At 42.7% G+C, this 18,589-nt stretch carries 19 protein-coding genes and 1 pseudogene; 7 read left to right on the forward strand and 13 right to left on the reverse strand.

The genetic code is table 11. From position 1 onward, the window contains the following. Positions 1-71 precede the first annotated feature (71 nt). From H6G40_RS08520 to H6G40_RS08530, 3 genes are read right to left on the reverse strand one after another with little or no spacing between them, the layout of a single operon-like run. Positions 72-818, reverse strand: a complete 747-nt coding sequence (locus H6G40_RS08520) for a cyanoexosortase B system-associated protein (RefSeq protein ID WP_069475598.1) — start codon at positions 816-818, stop codon at positions 72-74. Next, positions 811-1,716 (reverse strand): cyanoexosortase B, encoded by a 906-nt coding sequence (gene crtB, locus H6G40_RS08525; protein ID WP_069475599.1) that lies wholly within the window; start codon positions 1,714-1,716, stop codon positions 811-813. The genes H6G40_RS08520 and crtB overlap by 8 nt, the downstream gene beginning before the upstream one ends. 37 nt (positions 1,717-1,753) lie before the next feature. Beyond that, positions 1,754-2,893 (reverse strand): DegT/DnrJ/EryC1/StrS family aminotransferase, encoded by a 1,140-nt coding sequence (locus H6G40_RS08530; RefSeq protein WP_123230982.1) that lies wholly within the window; start codon positions 2,891-2,893, stop codon positions 1,754-1,756. 149 nt (positions 2,894-3,042) lie between these two features. Here H6G40_RS08530 and H6G40_RS08535 point away from each other — a divergent pair, with 149 nt between their 5' ends. Continuing rightward, entirely contained in the window at positions 3,043-3,657 is a 615-nt protein-coding gene (locus H6G40_RS08535; RefSeq protein ID WP_190537520.1) for a molybdenum cofactor guanylyltransferase, read from the forward strand. Here the strand turns inward: H6G40_RS08535 and H6G40_RS08540 are convergent. Beyond that, a complete protein-coding gene (locus tag H6G40_RS08540) occupies positions 3,610-4,875 on the reverse strand; it encodes a J domain-containing protein (protein WP_190537522.1) in 1,266 nt (421 codons plus the stop codon). The two genes, H6G40_RS08535 and H6G40_RS08540, sit on opposite strands and share 48 nt — an antisense overlap. A gap of 105 nt (positions 4,876-4,980) precedes the next feature. Between H6G40_RS08540 and H6G40_RS08545 the strand changes: the two genes are divergently transcribed. After that, complete coding sequence (locus H6G40_RS08545; RefSeq protein WP_002737956.1) at positions 4,981-5,532, forward strand: ferric uptake regulation protein; 552 nt, start codon at positions 4,981-4,983, stop codon at positions 5,530-5,532. Positions 5,533-5,536: 4 nt separating this feature from the next. Here the strand turns inward: H6G40_RS08545 and H6G40_RS08550 are convergent, their stop codons facing one another. Then, positions 5,537-5,959: a SufE family protein gene (locus H6G40_RS08550; protein WP_069475603.1), complete on the reverse strand. Its 423-nt coding sequence runs from the start codon at positions 5,957-5,959 to the stop codon at positions 5,537-5,539. A 329-nt stretch (positions 5,960-6,288) separates the two neighbouring features. Here H6G40_RS08550 and H6G40_RS08555 point away from each other — a divergent pair, with 329 nt between their 5' ends. Beyond that, positions 6,289-7,074, forward strand: coding sequence for a DUF3782 domain-containing protein (locus H6G40_RS08555; RefSeq protein WP_069475604.1), 786 nt, complete (start codon positions 6,289-6,291; stop codon positions 7,072-7,074). A 67-nt stretch (positions 7,075-7,141) separates the two neighbouring features. Beyond that, positions 7,142-7,258 (forward strand): annotated as a pseudogene (locus tag H6G40_RS23210) (Uma2 family endonuclease); the annotation flags it as partial. Between the two features lie 27 nt (positions 7,259-7,285). Here H6G40_RS23210 and H6G40_RS08560 read toward each other — a convergent pair. Further along, positions 7,286-7,513, reverse strand: a complete 228-nt coding sequence (locus tag H6G40_RS08560; RefSeq protein WP_002737694.1) for a DNA-directed RNA polymerase subunit omega — start codon at positions 7,511-7,513, stop codon at positions 7,286-7,288. 1,065 nt (positions 7,514-8,578) lie between these two features. Here H6G40_RS08560 and H6G40_RS08565 point away from each other — a divergent pair. From H6G40_RS08565 to H6G40_RS08570, 3 genes are read left to right on the forward strand one after another with little or no spacing between them, the layout of a single operon-like run. Continuing rightward, positions 8,579-10,024, forward strand: a complete 1,446-nt coding sequence (locus H6G40_RS08565; RefSeq protein WP_002735311.1) for an Ig-like domain-containing domain — start codon at positions 8,579-8,581, stop codon at positions 10,022-10,024. Positions 10,025-10,058: 34 nt separating this feature from the next. Continuing rightward, the gene (locus tag H6G40_RS22930; protein ID WP_002738019.1) at positions 10,059-10,220 is read left to right on the forward strand and encodes a hypothetical protein; all 162 of its coding nucleotides are present in this window, start codon (positions 10,059-10,061) and stop codon (positions 10,218-10,220) included. Between the two features lie 12 nt (positions 10,221-10,232). Then, on the forward strand, positions 10,233-12,470 hold the full coding sequence (locus H6G40_RS08570; protein WP_190537524.1) for an FUSC family protein: 2,238 nt from the start codon (positions 10,233-10,235) through the stop codon (positions 12,468-12,470). A 29-nt stretch (positions 12,471-12,499) separates the two neighbouring features. Here H6G40_RS08570 and H6G40_RS08575 read toward each other — a convergent pair whose 3' ends face one another. The 7 genes from H6G40_RS08575 to H6G40_RS08605 all read right to left on the reverse strand — a co-directional run bounded on the left by H6G40_RS08575 (position 12,500) and on the right by H6G40_RS08605 (position 18,526). Next, on the reverse strand, positions 12,500-14,572 hold the full coding sequence (locus H6G40_RS08575; protein ID WP_069475606.1) for an AAA family ATPase: 2,073 nt from the start codon (positions 14,570-14,572) through the stop codon (positions 12,500-12,502). Between the two features lie 65 nt (positions 14,573-14,637). Continuing rightward, a complete protein-coding gene (locus tag H6G40_RS08580; protein WP_002737666.1) occupies positions 14,638-14,814 on the reverse strand; it encodes a hypothetical protein in 177 nt (58 codons plus the stop codon). A gap of 101 nt (positions 14,815-14,915) precedes the next feature. After that, positions 14,916-15,506, reverse strand: a complete 591-nt coding sequence (gene leuD, locus H6G40_RS08585) for a 3-isopropylmalate dehydratase small subunit (protein WP_002736080.1) — start codon at positions 15,504-15,506, stop codon at positions 14,916-14,918. 104 nt (positions 15,507-15,610) lie between these two features. After that, the gene (locus H6G40_RS08590; protein ID WP_002735100.1) at positions 15,611-16,048 is read right to left on the reverse strand and encodes a class I SAM-dependent methyltransferase; all 438 of its coding nucleotides are present in this window, start codon (positions 16,046-16,048) and stop codon (positions 15,611-15,613) included. 5 nt (positions 16,049-16,053) lie between these two features. After that, entirely contained in the window at positions 16,054-16,605 is a 552-nt protein-coding gene (gene cobU / locus H6G40_RS08595) for a bifunctional adenosylcobinamide kinase/adenosylcobinamide-phosphate guanylyltransferase (protein ID WP_002773073.1), read from the reverse strand. A gap of 48 nt (positions 16,606-16,653) precedes the next feature. Next, on the reverse strand, positions 16,654-17,031 hold the full coding sequence (locus H6G40_RS08600) for a phosphomannose isomerase type II C-terminal cupin domain (RefSeq protein WP_016514790.1): 378 nt from the start codon (positions 17,029-17,031) through the stop codon (positions 16,654-16,656). 211 nt (positions 17,032-17,242) lie between these two features. Next, the gene (locus H6G40_RS08605) at positions 17,243-18,526 is read right to left on the reverse strand and encodes a flotillin family protein (protein ID WP_069475607.1); all 1,284 of its coding nucleotides are present in this window, start codon (positions 18,524-18,526) and stop codon (positions 17,243-17,245) included. Between the last annotated feature and the right edge of the window lie 63 nt (positions 18,527-18,589).

The raw sequence follows: 18,589 nt of genomic DNA on the forward strand, positions 1-18,589 counted from the left end.
AAGAAGCTATTAAGGACTAGAAAAGTGCCTTGAGCTAGTTTTTTTTAAACAGATAGTTGGGAGCAGAAAAACTACTTTTCTTTTTTGGTCTCAGGCAGAGAAGTTAATTGACTTAAGACATTTTGTTCTAAGTAACTCTGCACTTCCGTGGCGAGATTGAGAGCAAAGGGAGTGAGAGTTTGCAGTTCTTTCATCGGTTCTAAGGGAATCAGCAAGGAAACGGCTATCCAGGGTACTCTTTGTCTTTTTAATTGCGCCCATTGGTCAAGCCAATACCACACCGAGGGATCGTAATGACCACCACCTAGCCAAGCGTACCATTGCACCACGGCAAAAGTGCTTTGTGTCCAAGCCCGATAGAATCGAGCCGTGGCCTTTCCTCCTGACTGGGTGGGAATTGATAGCTCGGTTGTTTCCCCCTGATTCCAACGACTAATAGAACTTATATCTGACCATTCTACTCCCGGTTGACTTTTATAGTAAACCTGTGGCTTTAAAAGCACGGTGATCCTCTTGCCATCAGGACTTTCCACCACTTGTACCGACCATTTTCCCTCAGCGATTTCACCTTGGCTCCGGTCGGTGGTTTTCAGGTCAGAGAACTTGATTCCCGATTCTTGTAGGGCCAGCATTTTCTGAATATTACCGATTCTCGGTTGATCCAGCCAAGACCACTGGCCAGAAATTAAATTGGGTAAGATACCCCCTAAAATCAAAATCAGCAGCAAGCACAACAGCAGTAAATAATTACCCGGTAGCTTTTTTTTGATTTTATCTAACACTAAACTTACCTCGTCCGGAATTTTTCGACTAATCATCCTGGTTAACTTCCTCTTGAGTCAGGGACTGTTTCCTGACTACCTCGCGATACTGCATGATTTGGAAGACCAAAAAGATCAGTAACAACATCAAGACGGAGTATAAATCGCCCCCCCAGCCATCGTGGAATAATGTAAAGTTTTCCTCCTGTCCTGTGCCGTGAAACCAAGCTAAAAGCGCGTTACGAATGATGTTAGCTCCGACACTAATTCCAAAGGCGCTGAGGAGCATAAAGCAGGTTTTACGGCCGTTTTTGATGGTATCAGTCCAATGGAGCAGCAGCAGCGTGACGTAAAGACTGGTAAATAACATTTTCAGCCCCGCACAGTAGGGAGCGATTTCCACCGTCCTACCTTCTACCGCCACATAAATACCGTCAACAGAGACATCTAGACCCGCTTGCTGGAGAATAAAACCAGAGCAAGCAGCAATAAAAACCTGTAGGGGTAGAGTATAAGGAGCGATCAGGTATGGTATAGGATTAGGAGTCGCTAAAGCCGTTAAAAGTAGGGGAACTCCCTGTAATTTAAAACCTTCCCTTCCTTTTAACCAGAGACAGATTCCCGCTAAAATAATCGGGAAAGACATACTAACCCAAAGGGAGGAGCCGAGGAGATAAAAAATCGCTCCTAGGGTTAACAAAAACGCTCCGAGGGGGTAGGAGCGATCTTCGAGGCGTTGCCATTTTTTGCGATTCTGCCAGACAATATAGGCGGCGTAGGGAAGGCCGATCAAGCCGTGGCTAAAGTACTCGTGTTCGGTGCTGATCGATTTATTCAGCCAACCATCGTACCAGTGAAAGATCACCGGACCATAGATAACCGCCAAGAAACCGATCATCAGCCAAGATTGCCGATTTTTCTGGGAGACGGTGGATAAGGAAGGACTAATACCCATAGGACAGAGCGATTTAGTGACAAATTCTGAATTTATGTTACCCGATGATCGCAGTGATCTGTTCAACCACGATGGCAATTTGCTCCTCCCGGATGCCGGGGTACATGGGGAGAGAGACAATTTCTTCACAGAGAGTCTCTGCATTGGGAAAGTCTCCCTGTTGATAACCCAGGTAGCGATAGGCCGGTTGTAGATGACAAGGAATCGGATAATGAATGCCAGTTTGAATACCGACGGCAGTTAATTGTTCTTGTAGTTGTTGGCGATCAACGGGACAATGGGGGAGGAGGCGAATAACGTAGAGATGATAGACATGACCAGTCTCGGTTTCGTCTCTTATGGGTAAAATGCCCTTATCGGCTAAAGGAGCCAACAGCCGATCATATTGTCTTGCCGCTCGCTGACGGGTCTGATTCCAGCCCTCCAGATGGGGTAATTTAATGTTTAAAATGGCGGCTTGTATGCTATCCAAACGGCTATTAGTGCCGATATCGGTGTGGAAATACTTGCTTGGTGCGCCATAATTTCTTAAACTGCGGGCTTTTTGGCTAATTTCGGGATCATTGCTCACTAAAATTCCGCCATTGCCAAAAGCACCTAAATTTTTACTGGGATAAAAACTAAACCCCGCCGCCACACCGACACTGCCGGCGCGATAACCTTCTCTACTGGCTAAATGGGCCTGGGCTGCATCTTCAAAGATGGTCAGACTATGGCTGCGGGCAAAATCCTCTAATTGTTGGGGTGATACCATCTGTCCGTACAGGTGTACGGGTAGAATGGCGCGGGTGTTGGGGGTAATTTTTTGGGCGGCCGCCGCGAGGTCAATTAAGGCCGTATCGAGGTGACAATCAACTAAAACTGGTTTAGCTCCCGCTTGAATAACACCCATGAGGGTGGCGACAAAGGTATTAGCGGGGACTAGCACTTCATCCCCGGCACCGATGCCGTAAGCTTGTAAAGCCAAGGCAAGAGCAGCAGTGCCAGAAGCTACTCCCACAGCATACTCGACTCCGCAAGCCTGGGCAAAGGCGGTTTCAAATTCGGCTAAAGCTTGGCCTAAAACAAAATCTCCTCGGTCGATAACTGTTTGGATTGCCTCGGTAATTTTTGCTTGTAGGGGCTGATTTTGCCAAGTTAAATCAACAAAGGGAACTTTGATTAAATGGGAATTCATCTATTGCTTGTTTAGGGAGACATTATTAATTGTCAAGAGACTAGCATAGGTTTGAGCAAGTTGCCTAGATTTGTAGGCTCTCTTGTTCTTTCTGTCTTTTTCTTTGTGTTTTTTGTGCCTCTGTGGTTTATCCTTTAAAACTGGTTATTATGAGTGATTTTCCCGCTTTAACGGCGTTAATTCTGGCTGGTGGTCAAAGTTCCCGCATGGGACGAGATAAAGCTTTGTTATCTTTTCAGGGTGTCTCTTTTCTAGAGAATACTTGTTTAATTGCCCAAGATTGTGCAGTACAAGTGTCTGTGATTACGCCTTGGCCGGAACGTTATGAACTTATCATTCCCCAATGCTGCCAGATAATCAAGGAACCTCTCCCCACTAGGGGGCCTTTATTGGCCTTTGCCTTGGGATTAACTTTTGTATCAACCGATTGGGTTTTATTACTCCCTTGCGATTTACCTTTACTCAGGTCTTCAATTATTCAAGAATGGTCAAGATTATTAGCCACTGTACCAGAAAATGCTATGGCTTCGGTTCCTCGGTGCGGCAATCGTTGGGAGCCTCTCTGTGCTTTTTATCATCGTCGTTGTTTAGCATCTTTGCAGACTTATATTAAGCAGGGAGACACTTCTTTTCAAAAATGGTTAAATGTCGCTGTGGTGGAGGAATTAATTATCGATAATTCCGAGATTTTATTTAACTGTAATACCCCAGAAGATTTAGAGATAATAATAAACTACCCAGATATTAACCGTGAGGAAACCTAGCACAAAAGGGATTAAAAGTAAAGAGATCGGCGAAGAAATATTGGATAAATGTCGATAACCATAGTAAAGCATTCCGGTTAGATAACCGCCTGTTACACCGATAATTGCGCCGATAATATCGCCATTTATGGATAAATAGGAAGTGAGCCAAATGACGAGGGAAAAGGGCAAAATTATTAAGCCACCTAAAAATATATCCCCGACGATACTACCATATTTATTACTTAATTTTCTGCCCAAACAACTAGATAAAGTCAGAATAATAAAAGGAAATACTGCCCAGCCTAATAACAGTAAAAACTCGGATTTAACTGTCCAGTTTTGCCAAGTCAAAGCGATAAAAAAACTGCTGATTATTGCCGCAAATACCCCTGTAGCCAAAGCCTGATTACGGTTAAGCTTTAAAAAAGACTGTGCTAGACCGGTCTTGGGTTTGAGCAAAGATAAAAAAGAGATTTTCAGCAAATTAAAAATAATAAAAAGAGTTTTTGACCACTTAATTGATTGCTGTTGTCGATAACTTTTATGAACATATTTTAACTTATTAATAATGGCATGATAGCGGCGAAAATTTCCCTGTTGCTTAAATTTCTTGGCCGCTATTTGAAAATCTTTTCGTGCTGCTGGCAGTTCCGAGAGTTCCTCTAGAGCCAATCCTCTTTGATAATAGAATTGGGGATTATTTTGGTCAATGGCGATTGCTTTGCCATAAGCTTCTAGGGAGGATTGGGTGTAACCGAGTCGTTGACGGGATAAACCGAGGTAATAGTAAGCTTGGGAACAATCGGGTTTTAACTGCAAAACTTGCCGACAATCGCTTAAAACTTGCCGATCCTGCTGATTATAGTAGTAAACTTCCGCCCGTTGCAGATAGGCCTGCCAAAATTGCGGATTAATTGCGATCGCTTGCTGGTAAAATGCGATCGCTAGTTGATAATTTTTCTCTTGAGCGTAGTGCCATCCCTGTTGATAAAAATCCTCGGCACTACGGTTAAAAGTGGGTATTTCTGGGGATAAACTGCGATCATACTCTTTTCTTTTGTCTTTATCGCTCAAAACCCGATAAGCTTGTTCAATTTCGCGAAATTTTGTCACTGCCTCTGGATCATTGGGATTATAATCGGGGTGATATTGCCGGGCCAGACGACGAAAAGCGGCTTTTATCTGATTATTACTGGCATTACGGGGAATTTGGAGGATTTCATAGTAATTTTTCATACTTGAATGCGGGGAGAATTTTCAACTACTGAAAACTGTTGCCAATGGCTCGCCGAAACGACTATCATTGTCAATTAAATAGCTTTTATTGAGAGTCGATCGCTTATGTCTGCCTACACTGCCTCCTCCCTGAAAGCGGAACTCAATGCACGGGGGTGGCGCTTAACTCCCCAGCGAGAGAAAATTCTGCACGTTTTCCAGAATTTACCGAAAGGCAATCATCTCAGTGCCGAAGAATTGCAGGAATTACTGGACAAACGGGGGGAAGGAATTAGTTTATCGACGATTTACCGCAGTGTTAAACTAATGTCGCGGATGGGAATTTTGCGGGAGTTGGAATTGGCCGAGGGTCATAAACACTACGAACTCAATCAACCCTATCCCCACCACCATCATCATTTGGTCTGTATTCAGTGTAATAAAACCATCGAATTTAACAATGATTCCATTCTCAAACACAGTCTCAAACAGTGTGAGAAAGAGGGTTTTCAGTTAATTGACTGTCAGCTAACGGTGATGGCCATCTGTCCGGAAGCTTTGCGGATGGGTTGGCCGTCGGGAATACCGAGTAATTGGGGTTGCACCCGTTCGCTGGTGGATACTCGTTTCCAAAACTGCGAGATTCCCGAATCAAAGGAACCGGAACCAGAAAACTAGACATCTAAGCGGACATTCCCAACTGAAAACCGAGAGCTTTTTTCTGCATTAATTGGAAAATATTATAAAATCCGTTGGCGCGGGAAGGGGTAAGACTGACTTTTAAACCGGTTTCTTCGATAAAATCCGGGGTGACTTGCAGGATTTCCGAGGGAGTCAGTCCATTTAACCCCTCGATTAACAAAGCAACTAAACCTTTGACTAATTGCGCGTCGGAATCGCCTTTGTACCAAACTTGGCCATTTTCGAGGTCGGCAGTGATATAAACTTGGGATACACAGCCCTGGACTTTATTAGTGGGTATTTTGGCAGATTCTGGTATTGGTTCTAGTTTTTTAGCAAAAGCTAGTAATTGTTCGTATTTTTGCTTAGGATCGGTACGACGTTTGAGGCGTTCGACGATGCGATCGAGATTAGACGGGAGCATATTGCGAGTTAAAATAGGAAAAAATTAGCCAATAGCTTTTTTATATTAGCATTCTTGCGGAAGTTGCGCGCTGTGGTTATCGCTGCCAGGACTACCTTGGTCAGAGCGCATTGATGCTATCTGCTAGAATTGGCATCAATCAAACGCCACGCTTGCAGGGGTATTCATCCGACATTTTAGGTAAATTCCAGAAAAAAAACCACCCTAAACCCCACATTTGTCAAGTGTTTTACATAATTTTAATATTTCTTGCCGTTTTGCTCTCTCGCTCTCGTCCGGCTTCTCGACGGAATCGCTAAAATGATCAGGGGTGTTTTAGAGGCAAGTCTATGAGTGAACCAGTAACTCTTGAGGATATTTACCAGCTATTCCGCGCTTCCGCTGAGGAATATGATCGCCGGGCTGCCCAATCCAAGGCGGAATATGATCGCCGGGCTGAGGAATATGATCGCCGGGCTGCCCAATCCAAGGCGGAATATGATCGCCGGGCTGAGGAATATGATCGCCTGGTTGCCCAATCCAAGGCGGAATATGATCGCCTGGTTGCCCAATCCAAGGCGGAATATGATCGCCGGGCTGAGGAATATGATCGCCATAGAGTCGAAATAGAGAACCTCCTGGCCGAATCTAAACTAGAAAGCGATCGCTCGATGACAGAACTGAAACGCACCGTAGAACGAACCAGCAAAGCGGTAGATAGTCTGACCACTCGCTGGGGTCGATTTGTGGAAGAGTTGGTAGAACCGGCGGTTTTACGGCTTTTTCAGGAAAAAGGCATTGATATTAAGGAAGTTTATCCCCGTGCTAGAGTCAAACGTCAGGGCATCGCCATGGAAATTGATATCCTAGGGGTGGATGATACCGATCTCGTGGTGGTGGAATGTAAATCGAGATTATCTCAAGATGATGTAGATGAATTTATTGAAAAATTGACTCGTTTTAAAATCGCTTTTCCCCATTATCAAAACTATCGAGCCTACGGTGCAGTGGCAGGAATTGAAATCAACGAGGGAATCGATCGCTATGCTTATAAAAAAGGTCTATTTGTGATTAAACCCTCCGGGGATACGGTGGCTATTATTAATGATGCCGACTTTCAACCGAATACTTGGTAATTTCCCTAGTCAAAACAATCGCTATGGTTAACCTTTCCTACAATAAAAATCGCCTTCTTCCCAGTATCGAGAGGAAAGGGCGATCGCCGCTCAAGCAGGTTTAGCCAAACAGGAAGCGGAACAAAAAGCCCAACGACTAGCGGAAAGACTAAGAGCGCTGGGTATCAACCCCGATGAAGTTTAGGGGTTGCTCCCCAGCAATTTTAGGGGATTAATCGCGTAATAATTCCGGTTCGGTTAATTCGTCGGTCATTTCCATCAGGGCCCGTTGGACGGGTTTAATCATCGGGTCGTCGATATTTTCTACGGTATCGTAGCGGACCCGCTTGGCCCGTCTAGCGACTTGCACGACGATCGAGTAACGATTGCTGGCCACATTCATCAGTTTATCGGTGAGATAAATCATCTCGGAGGAGTCGAATTTAAACCGTTTGGACATAGTTATATTTAGCCTTCTCTGGTGAATTTGGCAGTTGTCACTGATAATAGGTTAGTGATCAGTTTTATTACTCAGTCCACCTTACCACATTTTGTCAACCTTAAGGATAGGGTCCTATTCCATCTAGATTGGATTTTGTCAACTACTTTTTACAAAAGTTAAATCAATTTTATACAAGTTTAAAAATATACAAATAAAGAGATAATTTTTGAAATAAATAAACCCAAAAAAGGGACACCATTGCCGGGGCTGTAAATACACTTGAACGTATAACTTCCCCCTCGATTTAGCTTCCGGTGATGCTATTCCCATGGCCTTGACAGTGCCGGCGATCGATGGTTAAAAATAAACAGATGCTGGATCCCCATCCAACATCCGCGTTCTAACTCTGCACACATTTTGCTAAGTCCTCATGATAAGTTAAAAAACGCTTCCTTTTTGGGGGCGTTTTTATTTATTCGATTGAAAAAACCGATGACAATCATTACTAAAGCTGATAAGAAAGTGGGGTGTGGGGTGTGGGGTGTGGGGTGTGGGGTGTAGGGTGTGGGGAGTTTTCTCAGTGAACTGATAACTGATAACTGATAACTGATAACTGACTTCTAACCCAATTTTGGACAAAGATAAGTAAAAATTATTTATTGACCGTAAAAACTTGAGAATATTTAAATTAACATTCCGCAATATTTATAAATTCTTAAGAATTAATTGAGAAAGATTTTTATTTAACAACGATGTTCCAATGGTTACAGCGATTTGATAAAATTTCAGAATGGGTTGTTCTGTGCTTTTTTAGCCAGCAATGGTTGAAACCCTTGTCAAACCTAGAAGGTGATCCTATTTAAGACGGGTAAATTAGTCAATTTCACCCACAACGATGATCTTTTTTTTATGTAGTTTTATTGCAAAAAAAAAGTTTTTTTGACAAAAAGCACAAAGTATGATACAGGCGCAAGGTGTTTCTGGTGGCGAGTAATTATTGTAGAGGGGGGAGATGGGAGAATAAATAAAAGCAATCTCCTGACGACCGACGACCGACTACTGATAACTGATAACTGATAACTGATGAAAAGATTAGCTTGGTTTGATCGCTTAGTTTTAGCGAGTATTTTGGCTTTAATTGCCGCGATATCGTCGATTTTGATCCAGGGAAATCAAGTCCCGACCCGAGGGGAGAATTTTAGCTGGCAAGGGCGAAAAATCGGCGTTAGGGACAATTATTTTACTTTAAGTTTTAATCGACCGATTGACCGTTCCGATATAGAAACCAGCTTGGTGATCAATCCTCCCTTACCGGGTAAAATTAGCTGGGCCGGAGATCGCTTGACCTATACTTTGACGGAATTGCCCATCTACGGCAAGAAATATCAAGTAAAGTTACCCATTGCCCAAGGTGAGGACTTTATCGGCGAATTTTACAGCCACGATCGAGCTTTTGCCTATATTGGAGTCAACCAAGAGGAAAGAGGCCGTTTAATCGTCTGTAATATCATTCAGGGGGCAAATAAGGTCACAGAACTGAAAAAAACCATCCTTACCCCTGGGGATCTAGTGGTCACGGATTTTCAAATCTATCCGAGGGGGGATAGAATTTTATTCTCGGCCTTCGATCGTTCTGACTTAGGACGAGATACCCCAAAACAGCAACTTTACACAATTACCACGGGTTTAAATCATGACGAAAATAGTCAAAATTTGCCTAGTGGTCGTATAGAAAGGTTTTTAGATGCGAAAACCTATCAAAATCTGCGCTTTAATCTCTCAGATAACGGCAAAACCCTAATCGTGCAGAGAATCAATCACGGGAATCCGGGGGATGCCAGTTTATGGGTAATCAGCGATGATGGACAATCGCGACCGTTAGGAATACAAGGGGATATTTTTTTACTATCTCCCGACGGTAAAAAAGCGGTTGTCAGTCAAACGGGAGGGGTAGCGGTGATTCCTTTGGATGTGCAAGGGGGAAAACCGCAATTTTTGCCCACCTACGAGAAAATACTCGCTTTTTCCCGGGATGGTCGCCAAAAACTCATGGTGAAATCGGAACCAGATAATCAGCGATCGCTATTTTTGCTCAATGATCAGGGAGAGTCAAGACTACTATTAAGAACAGCTAATCCGATTATTAGCTGTGAATTTGAACCGCGACAGGAAAAAACCCTTTACTGTCTGAAAAGCGATCTGGTTATGGGCAGCGATGGCAAGGTGAAAGAAGAACCATTTTTAGCGATTATTGAGCTAAAAACGGGTAAAATGATCCCCCTGCTGGCCTTACCTAATTATCGTGACGTGCAGATGAGTATGTCTCCCGATGGCGTGGCTTTATTATTTGATCAGTTAGCAACCATACCTTTTGGAGTCGGAAATGATTTAGTCACTGGGGAGGGGTCGAGTATTGCCGATGGTCGTCTCTGGTTATTACCGCTTCCTGATCAGTTCAGTCCCAATAGCATCCCGAAAATTTTACCTCAAGAACTCAACCCTGGTTTTAAACCCCGTTGGCTGCCCTAACACAGCAGAATTAAGGAGTTAGGAGTCAGTCCCGATGAAAAAATTTTCACCCCCACAGATGAAAGAGGTTTCCTTCCCTACACCCCACACCCTACACCCTCTTTCAAGTCAGGAGACAGGAGAGAAATCTTTCCCTAATCAGGTGACTCGGAGAATGCTGACTCCCGAAAACGAAAACCTCATACCTCACCATTAAGATAAGTGCTATATGCTACTTCAGCGATTTGCTTTTTTATTGCGTCCCAGTGGCGATATCGAGATCGAGCGGGGGATTCGGACTTTATTGGCGCTCGCGGTACCGATTATTATCGGTGATATTTTAGATCAGTCAGAATTGGGGTTAATGGTCGGTTTAGCGGCTCAAACCTTGATTTTAGCGGATGTGGGGGGGCTTTACTGCCTGAGAGCGAAAACCCTAGTCGCTACGACTATCGGGATGGCTTTAGCTTTGATTATCGGCACATTAGCCAGTGCTTGGCTAGGATTGACCGTAGTGATAGTTTTTTGCGGGTTGTTTCTAGCGGGTTATTTGACGGTTTACGGGGAAAATGGGGCGTTAGCTGGGGTAGTAATCAGTTTATTGCTGCTTTTGGCCGTTTCTTTGCCATCGGGAGATATGATCGTCGCTTTACAACGGGCCGGAATTGCTGTGTTGGGAGGGGGATGGACAATTTTTTTAGCCCTGTTTATCTGGCCTTTTCGTCCTAATCAGCCTTTACGTCAGGTAACAGCGGAAAATTTTCAGGGTATCGCCACCTATCTCCGTTCTTTGCCTTTACACTCTTGTTCTAATGCTCATGAGGAGCCATATTTTGACCAAATTCGCCAGCTGTTGCTCCGTTCGCGGAAAACTGTCACCTTAACCCGTCGGGGACGTTGGGGAAAGAGTGAGCTGCGGGAATTGTTAATCGTCTTGATTGAAGATAGCGATCGCATTAATACCAGCTTGATTGCGCTGCGAGAATTGCTTCATCTTCATCCCTTGCCACAACTGACCACGGTGGGTATTTTATTAGAAGATATTCTCGTGCAAGTGGCGGAAATTAGCGAAGATATTGCCGGGTTAATTTTGGGTAGAAATAAACGACCGGATTGTGAGCGCTTGCAGCTATTACTCAAGGCGATCGAGCAGCAAAAAAACCTGCAAGCTAAAGTTTTAGAAAATGCCCAAGATGATTATAGCAGTTATGTGGCAATTTCCCAATTAAATAATCGTTTAAAAAAATTATTTAAACAGCTAAAAATAGCCAGTGAAACAGCGCAACATTTGCGGCAAAGCGAGGAATTTCCAGATAAAAAAAATCCCTGGCAGCGGAACTTTGAAGGGATAGAAAAAGAGTACGGTCAAGAAAAAGCTTGGTGGGAACCATTAAAATCTAATTTTAATCTAGAATCGCCCCTATTTCGCCATGGTTTACGCTTAGGTTTGGGAAGTGCGCTAGGAGTTTTGATTTACAATAAGCTAGGAATTACCCATAGTTTTTGGATTGGTTTAACCTTAGTTATTGTGTTAAAACCAGATTTTAGCTTGACTTTTCAACGCTTTTTTAATCGGGTGTTTGGCACGATTTTAGGCTCGTTGTTTGTTTTGGCATTGTTGCCAATTATAGATAATTCGATCTGGTTAGAAATTATTGGGGTGATTTCTATAGCGATCGCTTTAGCTTTAGTGCGATTTCACTATAGTTTAGCCGTATTTTTTATCACAATTTTTGCTTTAATTATCAGTCGTCTCGATGCCAGCAATGACGGGATTAATTTAGAGTATATCAGAATAGTTTATACTTTAATCGGTAGTGCTTTAGCCTTTGTACTTTCCTTCGGTTTTTTACGGGTTAATGAAGATGAACGTTTTTCCCTCGCTGCCATTAAAGCATTAGAAGCTAATCAAATATTTTTTCAGTCAGTTATGGCAGTTTATTTGGGAGAATCATCCTATCAAACTGCAATTTTATCTTCCTATCGCAATAAAGCTCGACGAGCAAATACAACTATGCAAACGGCCTTACAACGATTAATTGATGATCCTAGCACACCCTTTCCACAAATGGAACCGGCAATCACTTTAAGTAATTATATTCCTCGTTTTGGTCGCGGGGTGACAGTTTTATTGACGGAATTGGAACAATATCGCGGTAGTCCTCCCCATCCTAATCTAAGTCTGTTCACGCAACAAATAACCCAAGCTTTGACGCAATTAACCCAAGCTTTGCAAGCAAATAATCCTCCTTCTCCCTTACCTCCCCTCGAAGATACTTTAGAAAATATCCTCGATCATTTGCAAGAATTGCGAGAGGAAAGGTTAGTGGAAATTGGCCATCAAAAAGAGGGAACTAATCTCCAGAAATATTTAGGGGATTATAATATTGTTACCACGGAACTTGTGGAATTATCCAGTCGCGTTGGGGTAATGAACACAGCAATTGATCGTTTTATTAGAAGTTAAAATTTAGTTATAACAACAGAATTTAGTAGTCAGGAGGAAAATCGATTAACTTCGATAATTTCCGTATATTCAAAATTATTAGGACTGCGTTTCACTAGAGAATAATCAACACCATGAAGATTAATTAAGTCCTCTTGACAATCTGCTTTCGGAGAATTATACACTAACACATATTCTTTACCGATATAGGGAGAAATCTCGGTTTCTACTTCTCCTCTCCATTGAGTTTTTGTCACTAAAACAACTAACTGATTGGCTAATTTAGGAATAGCGATCGCGACTTGCCGACGATAGATATGATCAAGACTACCAAAAGGGGAATCCATCACCAGAGGAAAAGTGCTGCTATCAATTCCCATCAAAGTATTTTTCTGACTCCATTCTCGCACTCGATCGATAATTCCCCCGATAAAAGATAAACTAAGAATCTGATTTTCTCCGGTAGAAGCTGCCACGGGAATTGCGAATCCTGTGGTATTTTCTAATAGTCTTACCTCGTAATCGGGACTAATACGGGGAATATAGGGAGTAAAAGAAATTGAGCTAAAGATTTCCTGTACCCGTTTTTCTAAGGACAAACGAAACTGATTTTCTAATCTCTGTCTTACCTCACTAATGCGATTAATTGCCTCTTGAGTCGCTAAAATACGTCGTTGTCCTAAATTAGATTTTTCCTCTTTTTGTTGCTGTTTTTGTACCTGCTTTTGCAGGGATTCTAACTCTTTTTCATAGATATCTAGTTGATTTTTATTGCTGCCCTGTTCCAAGCGTAAATCTTTTAGGGAATCCTCGATCGCATCTAAGCGAGATTGCAGATTTTTAATATCTTCATCGGGATAATGGCGAAATTTATCCCGCACTTCATCTAATTCTGATTCTACTAAAGATAATTCTAAGCGCCACTGGTGAATATTAGCTTGATAATTATCCACTTCTTGCCAAAAATCTAAGACTTTTTTATCCATTTCTTTGACTGTGGAAGATAAGCGAATGGCTGCTTCTTCTACATCGGCCATTCCTGCTTTATTCATCCAATCTTGTACCTGTAAATAAGCTTGGCTATTTTCCTGTAATTCCTGACCACAAATACATTTTTTTCCCTCTAATAATTGTTGGACAAATTGCTGTTTGATACCACTGGGTAATTCCCCTTGTTGTCGTAGGCGATCGATTAATTGCTGAAAATTTTGATTAATTTCTTTTAAAAAGACTTGATAAGCTTGCTGAGAAATTAATTTCTTTAACTTATCCTTAGTTCTGACTAAATCTTGCCGCAGATTTCTTTCCTGTTGTTCTAATTTTTCTTTTAACTGTTTTAATTCCTCGGCACCACTTAACTCTAGTAAGCGATTAGTCACGGCTTTTTTTAATTCTTCTTGCTGGGATAACTGGCTAATAATATCCTGCTGACGCTGTTTTAATTTCTCGAAATCCTGCTCAATTTTACTTTCCTGTTTTAATAACTTTTTTAAATCCGATTCCCCTAAATCTTTAAGCTCATCTTGTAAAGATTTCTTAGCTTTTTTTAAATGCTCGATCGCTCGATCTAATACTTTAACTCCCAATAATTCCTTTGTATCTTCGGCGATTTTACCTTGGCTACTACTACGAAATTGATGATCGATATATTCCCCATCAAAAAAGAAATAACGGTGTAAACTTTCGGGTAAAATTTGATTAATAATATCCTCCGCTGGTTGATTGGGTGTGTACCAATTACCATCATCACCAGCGTAGAGCATATATAAACTATTTGAACCGTATTTAATCTTACTATTTACATCTTGGTAGGCGAAAAATTTTCGTTTTACCTGATAGCGTTTATTTTCATGTTCAAAGTTTACTTCCGCGGAACATTCTATGGAGGTTCCCGTTGTTACTTCGGTAATTGCCCGTTTATTAACTAATAACTCTGGTTCGGCAAAAGCTGCTGTAAATTTTTCATAAAGAACCCAGGTACAAGCATTTAAAATTGTTGTTTTTCCTGCCCCATTATTGCCATAAATTACCGTCGTATTGCGAGAACTCGCCGCTAAATGTATCTCAGGAGTCTTACCATAAAATTGTCGAAAATTACATAACTTTATTGATAGTAGTTTCATATTTATATGGAGGGGATGATGGGGAAGTTTTTTCAGTAAACCGATAACTGATAACTGATAACTGATTATTGAATTACTTCTTTAATAATTGTTAAAACATCATCATTGATATTGCGAGGATTGCGCTGGTATAACTTATCTCTTTCCAATTTTAAAACGCGATCGATGATTTTTCGCACATCTTCGGGAGCGTTTAAAATCGGTTCTTGGATATTTTGGAGATTATTATCAGGATTAGTCATAGGGCAGATTTTTTAATATTTACAGCTGCTGCATTTCCAACAAAATCCCTGCCGGGGTACGTTAATCTATTGCTAACGCACCCTCAGCCTAGATTGTTTCCCTAGACGAAACTTAAATAGGGTAACTTTTGCGCGGTAGATTGAATCAGATCGAGATTTTGTAACAGCTGTCTGCAGGTATCCCAACCCCCTTCTATTAACATCTGTCGGGAACCTTCATTCATAGACACGGTAGCGACAAAATCCCCCCATTCCACTGTCATGGTTGTCAAGGAAAGATCGACGGGAATTTCGGGATTAGCGGCAATTAAATCCTGTAAATGGGTGATGGTTTTTGCCTCAGCAGTGACACAGGGAACCCCATTAGCGATACAATTGCCAAAAAATATTTCGGCGAAACTTTCCCCGATAATTGCTTGAATTCCCCAACGTAAAATCGCTTGCGGTGCGTGTTCCCGAGAAGAGCCACAACCAAAATTACCATTGACTACCAGAATTTTCGCCCCTTGGTACTGGGGTAGATCGAAAGGATGACTCCCCTGTAAAGCGGATCGATCATCGGCGAACACTTGTTCGCCTAAACCTTCAAAGGTGATACAACGCAAAAAACGAGCCGGAATAATGCGATCGGTGTCAATATCGTTGCCTCGCAAGGGTAAAGCTCGTCCAGAGATGGTTTTAACTTGACTCATGATCTTTTTCTAACTTTTACTAGCAGTGATAAAAAAGGTGGTTGCATCTTGCCATACCCCCTGATCGGTGGCATTTTTCTCGATTTCTCGGCGATAATTGTTCACTAGAGTCGCAATTTCGGCAGCCGATAGGCGATCAAACCGCCTTTTTTTAACCATTGATACCATTTTGCCAGCACTTGCGGGATATCGGGGAAAAGTGCAATCGCCAGAGAACAGGTAATCAGATCGAAACTAGACTCGGCAAAGTCAATGGCAGCTATATCAGCGTTAATTAGGTCAATATTCTCGATATTTAATGCTTCTAGCTTTTTTTCGGCTCTGGCAATCATTTCCGGCGTGAAATCAACCCCGATGACACTTTTTACTTTTGGGGCAATTGCGACCGCTATAAATCCCGTTCCCACGTCTAGCACAGATTGGCTTTTTTGTAAATAGAGATAATTTACTAATTTAAGGGCGCGAGCTTGCGTAAAATCGTTATCGTAATCGTGACGAAGGGCATAAAAATCAATTACTTGACGCTGATAATCGTTGCTCAACTTCTCTATTGCCCAATTATCGACAAAGACTGACCCAATTGACTTAAATTAAGAGCATGGCCGCCGGTAACTAGATAAACCGCGTCTGCTATTGTGCCAATTCTACGACAGAGATCGCCTAAACGATCGCGAAACAGACGACCGAGGGGATAAGCGGGAACCACACCCCAACCGGTTTCTTCCGCCACCAGAATAACATCAACCGCCGCATTTTTGAGGGAATACAAGAATCGATCGCTGATTTCTAACCATTCAGCTGCCGACATTTCTAAACAATTGGCTACCCAAGTACCGAGGGAATCGATCAATAAACAGTGAGTAAATGGGCTATTATCAATAGTTTCGCTTAATTGTCGGGGAATTTCTTGGGTTTGCCATTGGGGGGAACGTCGCTGCCGGTGTTTTTCAATGCGATCGCACCATTCTTGATCTTTTTCATCCACCGAGGAGGTGGCGATATAAATAACGGGTTTTTGGCTGATTTTGGCTAAATATTCGGCCCATTCACTTTTCCCAGAACGGGCAGCCCCTGTAACTAGGATAATTTTTTCATCCACGATCGAGATTTTGGCAAATAACTAAAGTATATACGGAAGAAAACTGTCCTATTCTGCATCATCAAAACGGTGAATATCATCATCTCCTAAATATTCGCCATTTTGCACCTCAATCATCACCAGAGGAATAGAACCGGGGTTTTCCACCCGATGACGGGTATTCATGGGAACGTATGTAGATTCTTTTTGTTTGAGGAGAGTTTCTTTTTCATCACAGATTACCCGCGCTGTACCGGAGACGACAATCCAGTGTTCACTGCGATGGTAGTGCATTTGGGTACTCATGTGATGGCCGGGTTTAATGACAATGCGATTGATGCGATACCGGGAACCTTCCTCCAATACCGTCACTGTTCCCCAGGGGGGAGTCCGCGTCATTTCTAGGTCTTGGGGAGAAGGGGAGGGATCATTAATTAAGTCATCCATGGTGGTGGTCTCCAAACTTGATTAACATTCTAGTGGACAATCTCTGGTTTGCAGCTATTAGCTAAAGGTGTGTGGGGTGTGGGGTGTGGGGTGTGGGGTGTGGGGTGTGGGGTGATGGGGTGATGGGGAGAATAAATAAAATAATCTATTGAATCCTGTCTCGGAGTCTCCTGTCTCGGAGTCTCCTGTCTCCTGATAACTGATAACTGATTCAAGAGGGCAATTGTTTAAAATCAAAATTTGTCTCTTTACCCTTGACAGATGGCTCGGTTTGTGCTATGCGATTAGCCATTTGTACCAGATCCACTCCGGTAGCTTGACGCAATTGTTCAGCAAAGGCAGTCATTTTCGGGACAAGATTACCATCACCTCCGTCCACTACCGTCACCGTTTGCACCTGCACTTCTGGGACACTAGCGACCATTAATTTAAGCAATAACTCCAATTTTTGGTATAAAAAGATGTTTTTAGCGTTATTTCCCGCTCCTTGCCAAGATGCCGCCAGTTTTTTGGTTCCTTCCGCTTGCGCTTTCCCCTGTTCGATAATTTTGGCTGCTTCCCCCCGGGCTTTTGCGATCGCTTGTTGACATTCCGCGGCCGCAGGGGCGATCACATCTGCCTGTAATTGCTGTTTCACCTGCTTAATTCGGGCAGTTTGTACCGCCACTTCTGCCTGTACTTTAGCTAAATCGGACATAACCACCGATTCTACCTCGGCAATCATGGCGCCGCGCTTAGTTTGAGTGTCGCGCACCCGTTTTTCTGCGTCAGCTTTGGCTATTTCTAAATCTTTTTGGATACGACGCAAAGCGGTTAGGCGTAGATTCTCGGAATCCTTGATAATCGATGTTTTTCGGGCTTTTGCTTCTGCTATCCGGGCATCTCTCTGTAATTCGGCTTTTTGCTTCCGTCCGATCGAATCGAGATAACGCACCTCATCGGAAATATTCTGGATCTGCAAACTATCCAAAACTAAACCCAATTTTTCCAGATCCTGTTCCGCTTCTTCTAGGAGACTTTTAGCGAAAGCAATCTGATCGGAGTTTGCTTGTTCTGGGGTTAAATTCGCCAGGACACCGCGCAAATTGCCCTCGAGGGTTTCTTTAGCCAGTTGTTCGATTTCCTTGCGTTTCTTGCCCAATAAACGCTCGATCGCATTATGAATAATCGGTTCCTCCCCAGCGATTTTAATATTCGCCACCCCGGTGACGATCAACGGCACACCGCCCTTAGAATAGGCATTAACCACCCTGAGATCGATGATCATGTTGGTCAAGTCCATTCGATACACTTGTTCTAGCATCGGTAAACGAATACTGCTGCCCCCTTTTACCAAACGATAACCGATGGTTTTGCCCGTGGCCGTGGGACGACGACTACCGGCAAAAATTAAAACTTCACTCGGTTGACAGATGTGATAATAGTTACGGATGACTAATAAACCCGCACCTGTCCCTAAACCGAAAACTCCCAGTAAAACAGCGATAATTTCCATAGATTTTATGTGGGTGAAATTGGTGATTATCTTTACTTTTAGCCAATCGACTCTCTGGCTGGT

Source organism: Microcystis viridis FACHB-1342, from assembly GCF_014698335.1.
Classification (GTDB): Bacteria; Cyanobacteriota; Cyanobacteriia; order Cyanobacteriales; family Microcystaceae; genus Microcystis; species Microcystis ichthyoblabe_A.